We start from the raw sequence: 16898 nt of genomic DNA, 5'->3' as shown, positions 1-16898 counted from the left end.
CTGGCAGCGAGGAAAAAATATGAAGCAAACGTATCGGTTGTTGCTGGATTGTCCGGACCAGATAGGCGTGATCACTCGGGTCGGTAAAGTGATTACAGATAATGGTGGCTGGATTAATGAAGCTGAGCATCACTCAGATGAAGACAGCAACTGGTTCTTTTCACGCTTTGAAATTCAGGCAGAAACACTGCCTTTTGATATTCATGGATTACGGGAAGCACTGCAGCCGTTAATCGACGAATGCAAAATGAATGTACGTCTGAGTGACAGTAACAAGCCTAAGCGAGTCGTGATCATGGCAAGTAAAGGCAGCCACTGTCTGTCTGACTTGCTGGATCGCTGGCGCAGTGGTGATCTTAACTGTGACATTCCATGTGTTATTTCAAACCATGAAGATATGCGTGGTTTAGTTGAATGGTACGGGATTCCATTTCATCACGTGGTGATCGATAAGGAAGATAAAGCACCAGGCTTTGCTGAAGTTGAGCGTCTGGTTACTGACTATGAAGGTGACTGTGTTGTGCTGGCGCGTTACATGCAGATACTGCCTCAGTCATTGTGTGAAAAGCTACGTCATCAGGTCATTAACATACACCACAGCTTTTTGCCGTCTTTTATTGGTGCCAAACCTTACCATCAGGCATCGCGTCGTGGTGTAAAGCTGATTGGGGCAACTTGTCACTATGTCACTGAACAGTTGGATGAAGGCCCGATTATTGATCAGGATGTTGTCAGAGTAAGTCATAGTGACAAAGTGGCTGATCTGGTTCGGTTGGGCAAAGATGTAGAAAAAACTGTATTAGCGCGCGGTTTGCGTGATCACCTCGAAGACCGGGTTTTGGTGCATGGCAACAAAACTGTTGTTTTCAGCTAGCAGTGGGTTAGCAACCTAAATAAAAAATAATGAAACTGTAGCTGTGTATTGTGGCTGGAGAAATGAATATGACTAAACAATTACCTTCTTCTGCGCGCGTTGTCATTGTTGGCGGCGGCGTAATCGGTTGTAGCGTTGCCTACCACCTGACCAAACTGGGCATTACCGATGTAGTATTGCTGGAACGTAAGCAGCTGACCTGTGGTACTACCTGGCATGCTGCCGGCTTAGTGCCAACTTTACGTGCGACTTATAATATGTCGATGCTGGCCAATTACAGTGCCAGCCTGTATGACACTCTGGAATCTGAAACAGGCCAGGCAACTGGCTTTGTTCGCAATGGTTCCCTGACTATTGCAACTAACAAAGAACGTTTATCTGAACTGAAACGCGGCGCGTCTATGGCGAAAGTTGCCGGTTTCCCATGTGATGTTATTAACCCTGAGCAGGCCCGTGATTTGTGGCCACTGCTGAACATTGATGATGTGCTAGGTGCTATCCATCTGCCAATGGATGGTATGGCAAGTCCGGTTGATGTTACCCAGGCGCTGGCTAAAGGTGCCCGTATGGGTGGTGCTCAGATCATTGAAGGCGTGAAAGTGCTGGATATGAAAATCCGTGACGGTAAAGCTGCCGGTGTTATCACCGAACAAGGTGATATCGATGCTGAGTACGTAGTTAACTGTGCCGGAATGTGGGCTCGTGAATTTGGTAAAAAAGCTGGTGTGAACGTACCTCTTCACGGTGCTGAGCACTTTTACGTTGTTACCGAAAATATGCCTAATCTGCAGCATGGTTTACCGACGTTGCGTGATATGGATGGTTACTGCTATTACAAAGAAGATGCCGGTAAATTGTTGGTAGGTATGTTCGAACCTGGTGCTAAGCCATGGGGTCAGGACGGTATTCCGGAAGATTTCTGTTTTGATGAGCTGCCGGAAGATTTTGAGCATTTAGAGCCTTATCTGGAAGCAGCAATGCACCGTGTACCTGAGCTGGAAAAAACTGGTCTACAGGTATTCTTCAACGGGCCGGAATCTTTCACACCGGATGACCGTTATCACCTTGGTGAAGCGCCTGAGCTGCGTAACTACTTTGTTGCGGCAGGTTTTAACTCAGTGGGCATTCAGTCTGCAGGTGGCGCAGGTAAAATGCTGGCTGAGTGGATTGATAAAGGACATGCGCCACGTGATCTGTGGGATGTGGATATTCGTCGTAATATGCCGTTCCAGGGGACTCAAAAGTATTTGCAGGAACGTACTACAGAGACTTTAGGTTTGCTGTACGAAACTCACTATCCGTTCAAACAGTTCAAAACATCCCGTGGCGTGCGTCGTTCTGTGCTGCATGATCAGTTAAAAGCACAGGGTGCAGTATTTGGTTCTGAAAATGGCTGGGAGCGGGCAAACTGGTTTGCTAATGAAGGCCAGGAAGCGGAATACGAATATTCTTTTGGTCGTCAGAACTGGTTCGACAATAACCGTGCAGAGCATGAAGCGGTACGTAACTCAGTAGGCGTTATCGATCAGAGCTCTTTCTGTAAGTATCAGGTTGAAGGTCCGGATGCGGTTAGCTATCTGAACCGTATCTGTTCGAATAACATCGACGTTGCTGTTGGGCGTATGGTTTATACCCAGTGGTTGAATGATCGTGGTGGTATTGAAGCGGATGTAACTGTTACCCGTCTGGCTGATGACCGTTTCCTGGTTGTTTCCGGTGTTGCCTGTCAGAACCGTGATATGGCCTGGTTGCGCAGCAACAAGCCCGCTGATGCCATGGTGTTCTTCACTGATATGACATCTGCTATGGCTGTGGTGACTGTTATGGGGCCTAAGTCACGTGAAACGATCAGTAAGCTGACGCGTGAAAATATGTCTGCTGACGCTTTCCCGTTTGCTTCTTCGAAAGAGATTGAGCTGGGCTACGCAATAGTACGTGCCTCACGTATTACCTATGTAGGTGAGCTGGGCTGGGAACTGTATATCCCAACGGAATTCGCACCAAGTGTTTATGATCTGGTGATGGAAGCCGGCGAAGAGTTCGGTATCCGCCCTTATGGTTACCACACCATGAACTCCCTGCGGATGGAGAAGTGCTACCGTCACTGGGGTCACGACATTACCGATGAAGATACTGCTCTGGAAGCGGGCTTAGGCTTTGCGTCTGACTTCAATAAAGAAGGTGGTTTCATTGGTAAGGAAGCGCTGCTGGCACAGAAAGAAGCGGGTTCGCTGAAGCGTCGTTTTGTCGCTTTCCTGTTCGAGAATCCTGAACCATTGTGTTACCACGAAGAACCGATCATTGCCGATGGCAAGATCGTTGGCCGCACAACAGCCGGTATGTTCTGTCATTCCATGGGTGCGACAGTTGCAATGGGCTACATAGAAAATGATGCTGGTGTGACGAAAGACTGGCTGGATAGCGTTCAGTTCGAGATAGAAGTGGAATACGAGCGCTTCGCTGTTAAACCATCCTTGCGTTCATTCTTTGATCCGGCGATGGAAAAAATTAAATGCTGATAAGCGGTATTTAATGAGGGTTTGAGGCAACCTGTGACTTAATTGCCGGATCAGAGAGGTATGCTCTGGTCTGGTCGTGCCCTAAAATTAAGTCGCATGGTTGCTTCTTTTACGTTGCTCATGCAGGATAGCCTCAGCCAGGTTATACAAAAGTAGTTGTTCAAAAGTATAGCTATTACGATCTTCTGCTCAGGTTTCTGAGACAGGAGATTTTTTTGGTGCAAATGTCAGGTTTGTAAATTTTACAGGCTTGGTATTCAGGCTGTCAGAGCAAATAAAGTATAAGCGTTAAGCCATACGGCCGGTGCGATAGCTACGGTCAGTATCTTTAATCAATTACAGGTCGCTTTTAGCAAATTATTGCTAACGCAATGTCCTGATAATACTGCTCTGATGACAGGCTATTCTATCGGCGCTTGCTGTAGATCATGCCTCTGTTTACCACTGCCCAATTACCGGGTTTTCTTGTCGATAAATGCTTGAACCTGACAGTGGTAGCTATATCATAACGGCTGTTTTGTCGCGTCGCAGAATGCTTTGCTGGCGGGCGTAAACCAAGGCTAATTTAGCTCCCGATTGTATTTGTCTTATGGCAGCAGAGTGACTGTCAGGGAGATAGATATGCCGGGTCGATACAGGATTACGATAGGTAAATTATGAGCAATATCATTGACGGCAACGCGTACGCTACTAATCTTCGTCAGACTATGGCGGGTGAAGTTGCTGAGCTTCAGCAAAAAGCCGGTAAGGCACCAGGCTTAACCGTTATCCTGGTAGGTGAAGATCCTGCTAGCCAGGTTTATGTTCGCAAGAAGGGCGAGCAGGCAAAAGAAGTCGGCTTTATCTCTACTGAGCACCGTTTGCCTGAAACAACTTCTCAGGAAGAATTGCTGGCACTGGTTGATCAACTGAATAACGACAGCGAAATTCACGGTATTTTGTGTCAGTTGCCACTGCCATCTCACATTGATGAGAAAACAGTATTGAATGCAATTGATCCTGATAAAGATGTCGACGGTTTCCACCCGGTAAACGTTGGCCGTCTGTCTATCGGTGAAGAAAGTCTGTTGCCTTGTACGCCTCACGGCAGTGTTCACCTGATCAAACACGCTTTGGGTGACAACCTGTCTGGTAAGAACGCTGTTGTTATTGGTCGTTCTAATATCGTGGGTAAGCCTATGGCTGCATTGTTACTGGCTGAAAGCTGCACAGTAACTATCGTGCATTCCCGTACCCAGAACATTGAAGAAATCTGCCGTCAGGCTGACATTGTTGTGGCTGCTGTTGGCCGTCCAGAAATGGTTAATGCTGACTGGATTAAAGAAGGTGCTTGCGTGATTGACGTAGGTATCAACCGTATCCAGCGCGATGGTAAGAACAAGCTGGTAGGCGATGTTGATTTCGCCAGCGCGTCTGAAAAAGCTGCACACATTACACCTGTACCAGGTGGTGTTGGCCCAATGACTATCGCAATGCTGCTGCTGAACACGCTGACAGCATTTAAGCGTCTGGAAAATCTGAACTAAGATTTTTAAATTTAAAAAAGCTGGCTATATGCCGGCTTTTTTTGTGTCTGAAATTGCTCAACCGGGAGAGGGAGTATTGCCTTTGATGGCTCGAAGGCGGTTCAGAAGCCACTGTCCTGCAGTCCCCAGCGCTTTGTGTTCAGTCCATATCACATCGATGCCCTGAAAGACGTCAACCTGCTGATAAGCCAGCTGGAATACTGTCAGTTCGCCTAAATGCCGTTTTTCACGAATTACTGACTCATGCAGGAATGCCCAGCCAAGACCGGCACATACCGCCTCTAGCATGACGTGAGGGCTTTCAAAGCGCCACATGTCTGGACTTAGCAGATGACGTTCATGACTGCGATCATCAGGGTTACGGTTACTGGCCAGTAGCTGGCGGTGTTCTCTAAGCTGCTGATGGCTTACAGGCTGTTGTAAGACCAGTGGATGTTCCGGGTGACAGACTGGCAGTAAGCGCGCATGTCCTATACCGCTGAAACGGAAACCCTTCGGATAAATTTCCTGCTCCATCATTAGTCCTATATCTGCCCGGCCTGATCGAATCAGTTCGGCGGCATCACTGCTGCCCGGATCGAGTAATTCCAGGGTAACGTAAGGATAGCGCTGCTCAAATTCTTTTAAGACGTCCAGTAAAGGTAAGTCCCAGACGCTTTGAGCAATAGCCAGACAAATCTCCGTTTCATTGGCGCCGTTCAGGGAAGTGGCATGAGCAATGAATTCCTGCTGAGTTTGTTGTAGCGCGTGAGCTTTACGCAGTAACGCGTTACCTGCCGGGGTGAGAGTAGGGCTGCGGGAGCTGCGGTCAAACAGCTCGACGCCGATATCTATCTCTAAGTTTTGAATTGCGTGGCTCACCGCTGACTGAGCTTTGTTGAGTCGACGAGCAGCGGCTGAGAATGAACCTTGTTCGGCAGCAGCAATAAAGGCAAGGATTTGATCTTGGCTGGGCATAAAGTTACCTATCTGATTTATAGATAGTATTTAACTTTATTGTATCTTTAAGATGGTTAGAATGCTCAGATTAATTTATACAACAGATTTAGACTGAATGTGGATACTTTTGGTCAGTGTCTATTGAGTTGTTTACGTGAGTAATATCCAGACAAAGGGGAGGCAGGGAACATGGCAGCAGATATTGTGATTCGGAGTAAGTGGGACAGAATTCGTTATACCATTATCTTTGAGATTCTTTTAATCGGTACAATTACACCTGCACTGAGTTATTTTTTGGATAAGGAACTGTTGGAAATGGGTGCTCTGTCGCTAATTCTCAGTCTTAAAGCGATGATAATTAATCTGATATTTAATTATGCATATGACCGGGTAGACGTAGCTTTTGGCAGAATTCCAACTGAACGAAGCATTATTGGCCGGATTGTGCACGCTTTGAGTTTTGAGTTAACTCTTACGGCGACATCATTACCGATTATTATGTGGTGGCTTGGCTTTAGCCTCTGGCAGGCGCTGGTGATGGATATTGCGGTGATGGCCAGCGTGGTATTGATGACCTTCGCCTATACCTGGATATACGACAGATTTTTTCCAGTTATCCAGAAAGAAGCTATAGCTTAAAACCCGGAATGAAATTTATTATCAAAAAGAGTTGATAATCATTATCATTAATGTATTATTGCTCTGGCTCGTAAGTGGTCAGCAACATTTCCTCACCTCACCGAGGTGTTGCTGCAGAAAAGGGTTTGATTTGGCCAAACTCTTTTCACTTTACGAACTATGGCTGAAATCGTATTTGGCTCGATTTAAGCAATAGGCTCTTGTCATAAGTATTTTTACCGGGTGCTTGCACCCGGTTTTTTTTCGTCCGAATTTAGCTGTTCTGCTCGCTAACTACTTCTGAAATGATTTCTCCTAATAACTGACAGTCTGCTTCACTGAATGTCAGAGGTATACGCATATCAAGCAGCTTACTGAGAATTTGCTCAGTCTTTGGCAGTTGCGGCATATTCTTGATATAGCGCCAGCTGTCGTAACGGCTGGTGTAGTCTTTAGGATCAGCGTCTCCGAACCATTTTAATACAACGCCACGGTTAGCACATTCAGTGACCACATTAAGGATTTGGGCTTCACTGAAATCCGGTAATGAAAACTGGATTGAACTGGCAACAAACTGTTCTGCTTCCGGACGTGCTGGAATATGGATACCCGGACATGCGTTGAAAACAGTCTCAAGTAATCGGTAACGTGAATTCCAGCGATTACACTGAGTATCCAAGTCAGCCAGTTGAGGGCGTAGGATTGCCGCCCGCAGATTATCCATTCGACCGCTGTAATTTGGTGTCTCGAATCGAATTTCCGCAAAGGCTTCTTTAGGTGGCGCTGCAAAGTGGCGCTCAAACAGCATGTATGAGCCGGAGTGCATAATGGCACGGGCCATAATGTCTGGATGACGGGTTGTCAGGAAACCGCCTTCGCCGGAATTGATATGCTTGTAGGTTTGAGTACTGAAGCAGGCAACATCACCAAAGGTGCCGCTTTTTTTGCCATTCCAGGTGGCTCCCATCGTGTGGGCGCAGTCTTCAATCAGAAATAAACCGTATTTATCGCAGATTTCCATAATGCGATCCATGTCAGCCAGGTGGCCGCGCATATGGGACAACATAAAGTACTTGGCGCCGCTGCTGGCTGCTTTTGCATCCAGGTCGTCCAGATCAATACAGTAATCTTCGGCAACATCCACAAGTACAGGCTCTGCACCACTGTTGTGGATGGCACCTGGTACCGGTGCCAGTGTAAACGCGTTGCAGAGTACCTTGTCACCAGATTTAACGCCGGCAGCTCGCATTGCTACATGAAGCGCGTAACCGCCTGATGAGCATGCAAGGCAATAAGGTACGCCCATATATTCAGCGTATTCAATTTCCAGCAGGTCAGCTTCACTGCGTTCATCTGGCAGGGTGTTATAGCGATGTAAGCGGCCTGATTGCATGACTTCGTTAGCTGCCGCAATGCCTGCTTCCGGAATAGCTTCCTGTTGGGTAAAAGATTTATTGAAGGTCTTCATCATCAATTCCTGACGTTACAAAGCCCTGTGGGACAGGGCTCGAAATATGATTGTTACGATAGGCAACAGCCGGGCATATGCCCGGCTGTTATGTGAGCGGCGACTAATCGTAACGCTTCTGATCGTAAACGTGGAAATCCCATTCGGTATCAGGATAGTACTTACGCAGACGCCAGTCACAGGCACGGGCATGGCCTTCCATACCTTCTGCGCGAGAAATACGTGAACCAGCTGTACTGAATGCCAGGTTAGCTGATTCGTCAATTTCCTGATAGGTCAGAATCTTGAGGAATTTCTGTACGTTAAGGCCACCACTGTAACGGGCGACACGCTTAGTAGGCAGAATGTGGTTAGTACCTGAGCATTTGTCACCATGGGTAACTGTACTGCCTTCACCCAGGAATAAAGAGCCGTAGTTGGTCAGATTATCTGCCCACCATTGCAGATCTTCAGTAATCACCTGTAAATGTTCGCTAGCGTAATCATCACTAACCTTGACGCATTCTTCGCGGCTGTCGCAAAGAATGATTTCACCGTGTACATCCCATGCAGACTGAACTACATCGTGGTTTGGCATATCTGCAGCTACTTTTGGCATTAGCTCTGCGACTTTTTCACCGATGCGTCTGCTGGTGGTGAATAGCCATACCGGAGAGTCGTAACCGTGTTCAGCTTGCGAAACCAGATCAACAGCCAGAGTCATTGGATCTGCGCTGTCATCAGCAATAATGGCGGATTCAGTCGGCCCTGCAAAAACATCGATGCCCACTTCGCCAAACAGTAAGCGCTTGGCTTCAGCAACATAGCCGTTACCCGGGCCAACCAAAATGTCTGCAGCTTCACCTGTGAACAGGCCTTTAGCCATAGTGGCAATTGCGTGTACGCCGCCCATTTCCAGAATGATATCAGCGCCAGCCAGGTCCATCGCGTATACAATAGCAGGGTGAATGCTGCCATCTTTCGGTGGTGAGCAGGCAATCACTTTTTTTACGCCAGCTACTTTAGCAGTAGCTACGCTCATTAATGCAGACGCAGCATGTGAGTAACGCCCACCTGGCACATAACAACCTGCACAATTAACCGGAATGATTTTCTGACCCAGTTTTACACCAGGCTCGGATTGAATCTCGAACTCCTGCATGCTGGCTTTCTGAGCTTCAGCAAAGGTGCGTACCTGTTTATAGGCGAACTGGATATCCTGTTTAGTACGTTCAGGCACTTCCGCAATCAGACGGGCACGCTTCTCATCGCTCAGAATGAAGTCGCCTTCCCAGTTATCAAACTGGAGCGCGTATTCGCGAACTGCAGCTTCACCTTCGTCGGCGATACGTGCCAGCATAGCTTTTACAGCTGTCTGGATTTTTTCATCGGTTTCGGCAACCGGTGCGTTGGATTTCTTCAGGTACTCCATGGCCCACCTCGTCAGCTTATCAAATCTATCTGCAGGGAATATGTTCTGCGATATCTGATGTTTGTTATTGATACCGATAGTAGAAGGGCGGACTGAAGCTGACCAATACTATTTTTGATATTCGGCGGTTACTTTTTTGCATAGCTTCCGTCTGCTAAGGCGTGTCGGCTATAACGTAAAGGTAGTAGAGACAATATAATTTGTCTTTAAATGTTAATGATTCTCGATTCATGGCAGTGATGCTGTATAGTGCGGATGACAGGTTGTAACTTTCTAAGGGTAACGAATGGAACTTAAGTGGCTGATTGATTTTATAGCACTGGTTGAGCATGGCAGTTTTTCTAAAGCAGCGGAGTCTCGCTTTGTTACTCAGCCTGCATTTAGTCGGCGTATCAGGTCGCTGGAAAACTGGTTAGGCGTCAGTCTGGTCGATCGTGATCAATATCCAACAACCCTCACTCCAACCGGCGTTGCTTTTGCTGAGCAGGCTCAGCTGTTGATTAATCAGACCTATGCTGTGCGGCAGCAGATGCAAGCGATCAGTCAGCCCCGGGAACAGGTCCAGGTGATTTCTCAGCATGCACTGGCAGTTTCGTTTTTCCCTGACTGGATGCAAACACTGGAAACCTCAGGCTCAGATACGCTTATTAAAGTAGATGCCGGCAATCTGCATGATGCGATGGATGCTTTTTTAAGTGGCAATGGTGACTTTTTGCTGAGCTATGCCAGCCATGAAGTCTTTCAGCAAATGCAACGGGATGATATTGAAAACCTGGATGTTGGCCATGACCGCTTAATACCTGTTTCACTGGTGAAAGATGGACAGCCAATGTTTGGTGGCGACTTACAACAGCCAGTGCGCTTGCTCAGTCATCCCGCTGAATCTTTCTTTGGACGTTTGTTACAACAGCGCTGTTTATCGGGTTTGACAGATAAAGCAAAGCTGCATTCTGTCTGTGAGAATGCATTGTCAGAAGCTCTTAAAGCATTAGTGTTGAAAGGGCATGGTATGGCATGGGTTCCGGAAAGCCTGGTTGCTCAGGAGCTGGCATCGGGCCAGTTAACGATACTGCCAGCGCCATTCGATTGTGTTGAATTGTCGATTAAATTGTATCGCTTAGGTAAACCTGCAAACGCTGCTTGTGAGGCTTTCTGGAACCACCTACAAGGCTGATGAATACTGCCTTTTTCTGAGGCTATGCCGAATAGTAACCACTGCTAAGCAAAATAGCATTGGAGCTGTTTTGCTTCAGCCGCCTATACTCCCGGGCAATGATTGAATTGCCTCTTGGAGTAACGCTATGCAAGCTTATCTGGATATTCTCAACCGTGCCGTGACGGACTTTACCCGTGGCGACCGGCCTGTTGTACAGGCGCCGGCGGCATCTGAGCTACAACAGAAACTGGATTTGAGCTTGCAGCAGGATGGTGCTGACCTGGAAACCCTGGAGCAGGCTGTAAAGGATTATCTGCATTACAACCCTGACAGCTCTCAGGCAGATTACTTCAAACTGCTTTACTCTGGTCGAAACGAGCCAGCATTGCTGGGTGACTGGGTAACCAGCTTAAGCAATGCAACTATGCATACCTATCAGGTAGGACCGGTTGCAACCCTGATGGAGCTGGAACTGATTAAGAGTTGGAATGCGCTGGTAGGCTTCACTGAAGGTGACGGCCTTATGGTATCTGGTGGTAGTCAGGCTAACCTTATCGGCATGATGCTGGCGCGTCACAAAGCTTGTCCTGAATATAAGACTCGTGGCGCAGACGGTCGTCGTTTAATCGCTTATGTGTCTGATCAGGCACATTATTCTGCGCAGAAAGCAGTGAACGTTTTGGGTATTGGCTCAGATAATCTGGTTGCGGTTGCGACAGATGCTGAAGGCCGTATGTGTCCTGTAGCACTGGAAGCTGCAATTGAAACAAGTCTGGCAGCAGGACATCAGCCGTTCTATATCAGCCTCACAGCAGGAACAACGGTTGTTGGCGCTTACGACCCTGTCGTGCCATGCCGTGCCGTTGCAGATAAGTATGACCTTTGGCTGCACATTGATGGTGCCTGGGGGGCGCCGGTGTTGTTTTCTGAAGAGTCCCGGCATTTGCTGGCGGATTCTGGTTTGGCTGATTCCTTTGCATGGGATGCGCATAAACTGATGAACGTGCCAATCACTGCAGCGGTAATTCTGGTTAAACAGGCTGGCTTACTGACAGAATGTTTTAGCGGCGGTGGTGGTGAGTACCTGTTCCACAATGATGAGAATGCGGCATTTAATTTGGGTGAGCGTTCTATGCAATGTGGTCGTCGGGCAGACTCTCTGAAGGTTTGGTTAAGTTGGAAAGCTATTGGTAATAAAGGCTTTGCGGCGAAGATCGATTATCTTCAGGGGCTTAAAGCTCAGTGTGTCGCGCAGGTTGAGCAGAGTGCTCAGCTGGAAATGATAGCCCCATCAGTCTATCTGAATGTGGTGTTTCGTTATAAGCCAGAAGGGCTGGATGATGAGCAAACACTTCGCCGTTTAAACATTGCGATCACTAAAACTATGATGCGTAATGGCGGTGCGTACGTGGACTATGCACAGTATAAAGGCCGCAGCGGAATTCGCTTGATACTGGCGAATGATGCGGCGCAGAGTCAGAACATCGAGCGTTTTCTGGAAGCGTGTATCACCACTGGCAAAGCGTTAATGGCCAGCGGTGAATATTGAGAAAGGTTTGATTAAGTATTATCTATTCGGTTAATGCATCAATATGCCGGGCAAGTTTTCGTATGCCCGGCTCGATGGCTTCTGGCGTAATCGCAGAAAAACCCAATTTTATATAGTTCTTTGGCAGGTTAGTTGCAAAGTGATAACTGTCACCGGAGATAATTAGCAGGCCATCTTTGGTGGCTTTACGCTTTAATTCTGCGGCGTCGATATGTTCTGGTAACTTACACCAGAAAGAAGAACCACCGCTGGGTTGCGTGTAGCTACCAGGTAAGTGTGTATCCAACGCTGCAGCCATGATTTCACTACGTTGTTGAAAGGCACGGGCCAGTTTGCGTAATAATGCATCGTGATATCCCTGAGCCAGAAATAAAGCGACTGCTCGCTGGTTGTTAAGGGGAGGGTGCCGCACCATTAATTGGCGTAAGTTACGTGCTTCCTGAATCAATGTTTTTGGTCCTACCATAAAGCCCATACGCAGGCCTGGAGCTAGGGTTTTGGACAAACTTCCGATATATAAAACCCGGTCATTACAGTCGAGGCTTTTCAGCGCCGGTGTAGGGTTCGTGTCGTAATTCATTTCCATCTCATAGTCATCTTCAATGACGATGAAATCTTCTTCTTTGGCTTTATTCAGTAATGCTCTGCGGCGTTCCAGGGGCATAGTGACTGTCGTAGGGCACTGGTAACTGGGTGTAATATACAGAGCGTCGCAGCAATTCAGGCGATCATCAACCATCAGGCCGTGTTCATCCACTTCAAGGCTGGCGACTTTGGCTCCAAACACAGCAGCAATATGAGCGGCGCTGACATAGCCGGGATCTTCTATGCCAAAGCAGCTGCTTTTATCCAGCAGTAACTGAGCCAGTAAATAGATAGCTTGCTGTGAGCCGACAGTAATCAGAATTTCTTCCGGATCGGCCTGAATCCCGCGGTTAGGCAATATACGTTTTTGTATCTGTTCTATCAGTAATGGATCGTCACTGTCGTAGCGGTCTGAGGTCCAGTCCCGGATGGCCTGAACACTGACTGCGTCACGCCAGCATTTACGCCAGTTATCGATGGGGAAAAGCTTTGAGTCCAACTGCCCATAAACAAATGGAAAAGGGTAGCTCTGCCATGCATGGGCCAGGCTGGGATTCTTTTGTGTGCTGGGCAGTACTTTTAATTTGCTATGCCAGTCAACCTTATCTGCAGATTCATCAGCGGCAGGGGCAGCCTGGTCACTTCCGGAAAGTTTTTTTGCCAGAAAATCAGGATCGACGTAATAACCACTGCGTTCTTTGGATATCAGGTAACCATCGGCAGCTAACTCATCATATACAAGTACGATGGTATTACGGGCAACATTAAGAGATTTAGCCAGTCCACGACTGGATGGCAGAGGCTCATCAAGTGGCAGATAGCCGCCAAGAATGGCGTTAACCAGTTGTTCCCGGATCTGTTGTTGCAGCGTGGCGGCGCTGTTTTCACGATCCAGATGGAAGAGTGCTGACATAGTTTTGGCTACCTATCAGTTGTTGCAGGTGGAGCACGACAAATGCGCATATGTTATCGGGCCTGTGCTCAGATCGCCATAGGATGACGCTTTTATATAAGTACCTGTGTAAACAATCATGGATCACAAAGCATGAATTATCAACATTTATCAACAAAAATGAGACTTATAATTCCGTAATTAATAAAAAATGTTGATTTTTTATTAAATTAAAATGATACTTTGTGTATCAGAAAGACAAGTTTCTGATGCCTTGGCGTGACAGCAGTAAGGCCGGGCGCCCTTTAACAGGGGCGTCCGAGAACAATAACAAAGGTGTTGTAACTGGAATTCTGCTTTGGATATGATTTTTCAGTAAGTAACACGCAGAGAAATGGTAATGCTGATGTCTCTACAACAAGCATATGACTACATCGTAATTGGCGCCGGCTCAGCAGGTTGTGTAATGGCGAACCGGTTGTCAGAAGATTCAAATAGCAGCGTCTTATTGTTAGAGGCGGGTAATAAGGATTCTAATCCCTGGATTCACGTGCCAATTGGTTACTTCAAAACCATGCACAATCCAAAAACCGACTGGTGTTATAAAACGGAACCGGATCCAGGTATTAATGGCCGCCGTTTGGAATGGCCACGGGGTAAAGTTCTGGGTGGTTCCAGTTCCCTGAATGGTTTGCTTTACGTAAGAGGTCAGAAAGAAGACTACGATGACTGGGCTGCGTTGGGGAATAAAGGCTGGTCGTACGAAGATATTCTGCCTTACTTCAAAAAATCAGAAGATCAGGAGCGTGGCGCAAACGACTATCATGGCGTTGGTGGTCCGCTTCAGGTTTCAAATATTAAAATCCGCCGTGAGTTGTGTGACAAGTTTATTGATGCAGCTGAACAGGTCGGCATCCCACGCAATGAAGACAGTAATGGTGAGACCCAGGAAGGCGTTGGCTATTTTCAGTTGACGATCAACCGTAATGGCACACGCTGTAGTACGGCGGTAGGCTTTTTACGGCCGGCGCTGAAACGTCCTAATCTGAGTGCGCAGACGAATGCTCTGGTTGAGCGTATTGAGTTTGACGGTAACCGTGCGGTCGGTCTGACAGTCAACATTAAAGGCATAAGTCATACAATCAAATGTAACAAAGAGATTGTTCTGAGTGCTGGAGCAATAAACTCACCACAAACCTTAATGCTGTCAGGTATTGGTGATCAGGATGAGTTAGCGCGTCATGGAATTGATGTGGTTAAACACGTTCCGGGCGTAGGTAAAAATCTTCAGGACCATCTGCAGATCCGTACCATCTATAAGGTTAACAAGCCGATTACTTTAAATGACGAAGTGAATAATCCTATTCGTAAAGTGATGATGGGGCTTGAATATGCTTTATTCCGCACCGGTCCGCTGACTATGGCTGCGAGTCAGGTGTGTATCTTTACCAAAACTGACCAGGCAATGCAGCGTCCCGACATTCAGTATCATCTGCAGCCTTTGAGTGCAGATAAGCCGGCAGAAGGAACACATCGCTTCTCTGCGTTTACTGCATCGGTGTGTCAGTTACGGCCGACCAGTACAGGTCACATTGAATTGAAGAGTAATAATCCGGCGGAATATCCGGCGATTCACCCGAACTATCTGGCCACTGAAGAGGATCAGAAAACCGCGATTGAATCGATTAAGGTTACTCGCAGTATTGTGAATGCACCGGCTCTTAAGCCACTAATACAGGAAGAGCATGAGCCAGGTATCCAGCATCAGACGGATGAAGAGTTACTGGAGTATGCGCGTAACAGGGCGACGACGATTTATCATCCGACCGGTACTTGTAAGATGGGTCATGATGATATGGCAGTAGTTGATGACCGTCTGCGGGTGCATGGCATTGAAGGTCTGCGGGTAGTAGATGCTTCTATCATGCCGCTAATCGTGTCAGGTAATACCAACGCGCCAACCATTATGATTGCTGAAAAAGCGGCAGATATGATGAAAGAAGATGCGGCCGCTATGGCCGTTGCGAAAGCAGGTTAATCCTGCTTTCAACTGGCTGCCAGTCTGCACCCATACTGGTGGTCTTCTCAACTTTGAGAATATGTTTCAGCCTTCGCCTCCGAGCCTTACCGCCGGAGGCTTTTTTGTGGCTGCTTTAACTGTTATTACTTGTGCTTTCATCATCCATTAATTCAGCAAGCTCTGTGGCCGCCTGACGCATTGCTGGTACATTGCTGATGGCTTCTTCCAGACTCATACGTGCTGTTGGTGCATGCATTGCCAGAGCGGCGTATAAACGGCCCTGTTTATCACGAATAGGCACTGACACAGCAATCATGCCTTGAAAAAACTCTTCGTTATCTATCCCGATACCTTCTTTTCGAATTTTACTCAGTACCGGCTTAAGGGCCTCTGCACTGGTGAGTGTATTAGGAGTGCGTTCATCCATTGGCAGCTTACTGAGCAGACGAGAGCGCTGCACACTGCTCATTTCACTGAGAAACAGCTTGCCACTGGCGGTGCAGTGAAGGGGGACGTGATCGTTAATCTGTAGCTGGATTCGTAATGGCCAGTGGGTTTCAACCCGGTCAAAATAAATCATGTGGTCGCCATTTGGGATCGAAATGTTACAGGTCTCACCCAGTTGTTCAGACAGACGTTGCAGTATGACGTGTCGCTGGCCCCGCAAATAATCGTTATTACTCAGAATTCCTAAAGCAATACCGTTCAGTTTAGGCCCTGGTAGAAGACCCCGGCCATCCATGCGCGCCTGTAAAAAGCCTTCATCTTCCAGTTGGCTACAAAGACGGTGAACGGTTGGCTTAGGCAGGTTAAGGTCACGGTTAATCTCGGTTGGGGTAATAGGCTGCTTTGCGTTAGCAACAATTTCCAGTATGTGTAAAGCACGCTGAATAGAGGAGTTTTTACCCTTACTCTCTGAGTCTGACATGACTGTTAATTCCAGATAGTTAACTATATTGATAGCTATTCTACGGTATTAAAAGTCTCATTTGGAGTAATAAATGAAGTTTTAAATATAATTATTAATAAATTTTTCTGAATTTATATTAATTAGATACAGTAAGTAATTAATATAAATGTAAAAATACTGAGATATTTTTTCTTGAAATTATTATTTTTTGATATTTTTTTGTAAGCGTTTATATACAGATGAAAACACTTTTTACTTAATCTGTCCGTGTTATTAACTTGTTGTTTTATATATGTTTATCCTCATGCAGATAAGTGTTTGATGAAGGTTTTTTAGGGATCATTACTCGTTTTTGATGAGTATTTTGTTTCATTTATTAATAATAACGAGACTTTTATTATCATAATATAATTGAAAACATGTAAATCTTG

12 protein-coding genes are annotated in these 16898 nt (G+C 46.8%); 7 read left to right on the top strand and 5 right to left on the bottom strand.

Annotated elements, in window-relative coordinates:
* The first annotated feature begins 19 nt into the window (after positions 1 to 19).
* The 3 genes from purU to folD all read left to right on the top strand — a co-directional run bounded on the left by purU (position 20) and on the right by folD (position 4919).
* Positions 20 to 874, top strand: coding sequence for a formyltetrahydrofolate deformylase (purU, locus tag OCU49_RS16365; protein WP_261841625.1), 855 nt, complete (start codon positions 20 to 22; stop codon positions 872 to 874).
* A 68-nt stretch (positions 875 to 942) separates the two neighbouring features.
* Complete coding sequence (locus OCU49_RS16360; RefSeq protein WP_261841624.1) at positions 943 to 3393, top strand: GcvT family protein; 2451 nt, start codon at positions 943 to 945, stop codon at positions 3391 to 3393.
* A 656-nt stretch (positions 3394 to 4049) separates the two neighbouring features.
* Positions 4050 to 4919 (top strand): bifunctional methylenetetrahydrofolate dehydrogenase/methenyltetrahydrofolate cyclohydrolase FolD, encoded by an 870-nt coding sequence (gene folD, locus OCU49_RS16355; protein WP_261841623.1) that lies wholly within the window; start codon positions 4050 to 4052, stop codon positions 4917 to 4919.
* Positions 4920 to 4976: 57 nt separating this feature from the next.
* On the opposite strand, the gene OCU49_RS16350 is transcribed toward folD, so the two are convergent.
* Positions 4977 to 5876, bottom strand: coding sequence for a LysR family transcriptional regulator (locus tag OCU49_RS16350; RefSeq protein ID WP_261841622.1), 900 nt, complete (start codon positions 5874 to 5876; stop codon positions 4977 to 4979).
* Between the two features lie 171 nt (positions 5877 to 6047).
* On the opposite strand from OCU49_RS16350, the gene OCU49_RS16345 reads away from it, so the two are divergent.
* Positions 6048 to 6497, top strand: a complete 450-nt coding sequence (locus OCU49_RS16345; protein ID WP_261841621.1) for a PACE efflux transporter — start codon at positions 6048 to 6050, stop codon at positions 6495 to 6497.
* A gap of 253 nt (positions 6498 to 6750) precedes the next feature.
* Here the strand turns inward: OCU49_RS16345 and OCU49_RS16340 are convergent, their stop codons facing one another.
* Positions 6751 to 7947: a DegT/DnrJ/EryC1/StrS family aminotransferase gene (locus tag OCU49_RS16340; RefSeq protein WP_261841620.1), complete on the bottom strand. Its 1197-nt coding sequence runs from the start codon at positions 7945 to 7947 to the stop codon at positions 6751 to 6753.
* A 100-nt stretch (positions 7948 to 8047) separates the two neighbouring features.
* Positions 8048 to 9355, bottom strand: coding sequence for a histidinol dehydrogenase (gene hisD / locus OCU49_RS16335; protein WP_261841619.1), 1308 nt, complete (start codon positions 9353 to 9355; stop codon positions 8048 to 8050).
* A 286-nt stretch (positions 9356 to 9641) separates the two neighbouring features.
* On the opposite strand from hisD, the gene OCU49_RS16330 reads away from it, so the two are divergent.
* A complete protein-coding gene (locus OCU49_RS16330) occupies positions 9642 to 10529 on the top strand; it encodes a LysR family transcriptional regulator (RefSeq protein WP_261841618.1) in 888 nt (295 codons plus the stop codon).
* Between the two features lie 127 nt (positions 10530 to 10656).
* On the top strand, positions 10657 to 12060 hold the full coding sequence (locus tag OCU49_RS16325; protein WP_261841617.1) for a pyridoxal phosphate-dependent decarboxylase family protein: 1404 nt from the start codon (positions 10657 to 10659) through the stop codon (positions 12058 to 12060).
* Between the two features lie 22 nt (positions 12061 to 12082).
* On the opposite strand, the gene pdxR is transcribed toward OCU49_RS16325, so the two are convergent.
* Positions 12083 to 13558 (bottom strand): MocR-like pyridoxine biosynthesis transcription factor PdxR, encoded by a 1476-nt coding sequence (pdxR, locus tag OCU49_RS16320; RefSeq protein WP_261841616.1) that lies wholly within the window; start codon positions 13556 to 13558, stop codon positions 12083 to 12085.
* Positions 13559 to 13937: 379 nt separating this feature from the next.
* Here pdxR and OCU49_RS16315 point away from each other — a divergent pair, with 379 nt between their 5' ends.
* Positions 13938 to 15575, top strand: a complete 1638-nt coding sequence (locus OCU49_RS16315) for a GMC family oxidoreductase (RefSeq protein ID WP_446680415.1) — start codon at positions 13938 to 13940, stop codon at positions 15573 to 15575.
* Positions 15576 to 15690: 115 nt separating this feature from the next.
* Here the strand turns inward: OCU49_RS16315 and OCU49_RS16310 are convergent, their stop codons facing one another.
* Positions 15691 to 16485, bottom strand: a complete 795-nt coding sequence (locus tag OCU49_RS16310) for an IclR family transcriptional regulator (RefSeq protein ID WP_261841614.1) — start codon at positions 16483 to 16485, stop codon at positions 15691 to 15693.
* Between the last annotated feature and the right edge of the window lie 413 nt (positions 16486 to 16898).

Source organism: Aliamphritea ceti (assembly GCF_024347215.1).
GTDB classification, from domain to species: domain Bacteria; phylum Pseudomonadota; class Gammaproteobacteria; order Pseudomonadales; family Balneatricaceae; genus Amphritea; species Amphritea ceti.
This window is presented reverse-complemented; position numbering and strand designations above follow the sequence as displayed.

Bases quoted from the DNA above. Each gene is read 5' to 3' on its own strand.
- OCU49_RS16345 (WP_261841621.1), top strand. From the start codon at position 6,048: ATGGCAGCAGATATTGTGATTCGGAGTAAGTGGGACAGAATTCGTTAT.
- OCU49_RS16360 (WP_261841624.1), top strand. From the start codon at position 943: ATGACTAAACAATTACCTTCTTCTGCGCGCGTTGTCATTGTTGGCGGC.
- OCU49_RS16310 (WP_261841614.1), bottom strand. From the start codon at position 16,485: ATGTCAGACTCAGAGAGTAAGGGTAAAAACTCCTCTATTCAGCGTGCT.
- purU (WP_261841625.1), top strand. From the start codon at position 20: ATGAAGCAAACGTATCGGTTGTTGCTGGATTGTCCGGACCAGATAGGC.
- hisD (WP_261841619.1), bottom strand. From the start codon at position 9,355: ATGGAGTACCTGAAGAAATCCAACGCACCGGTTGCCGAAACCGATGAA.
- folD (WP_261841623.1), top strand. From the start codon at position 4,050: ATGAGCAATATCATTGACGGCAACGCGTACGCTACTAATCTTCGTCAG.
- OCU49_RS16315 (WP_446680415.1), top strand. From the start codon at position 13,938: ATGCTGATGTCTCTACAACAAGCATATGACTACATCGTAATTGGCGCC.
- OCU49_RS16325 (WP_261841617.1), top strand. From the start codon at position 10,657: ATGCAAGCTTATCTGGATATTCTCAACCGTGCCGTGACGGACTTTACC.
- pdxR (WP_261841616.1), bottom strand. From the start codon at position 13,558: ATGTCAGCACTCTTCCATCTGGATCGTGAAAACAGCGCCGCCACGCTG.
- OCU49_RS16350 (WP_261841622.1), bottom strand. From the start codon at position 5,876: ATGCCCAGCCAAGATCAAATCCTTGCCTTTATTGCTGCTGCCGAACAA.
- OCU49_RS16340 (WP_261841620.1), bottom strand. From the start codon at position 7,947: ATGATGAAGACCTTCAATAAATCTTTTACCCAACAGGAAGCTATTCCG.
- OCU49_RS16330 (WP_261841618.1), top strand. From the start codon at position 9,642: ATGGAACTTAAGTGGCTGATTGATTTTATAGCACTGGTTGAGCATGGC.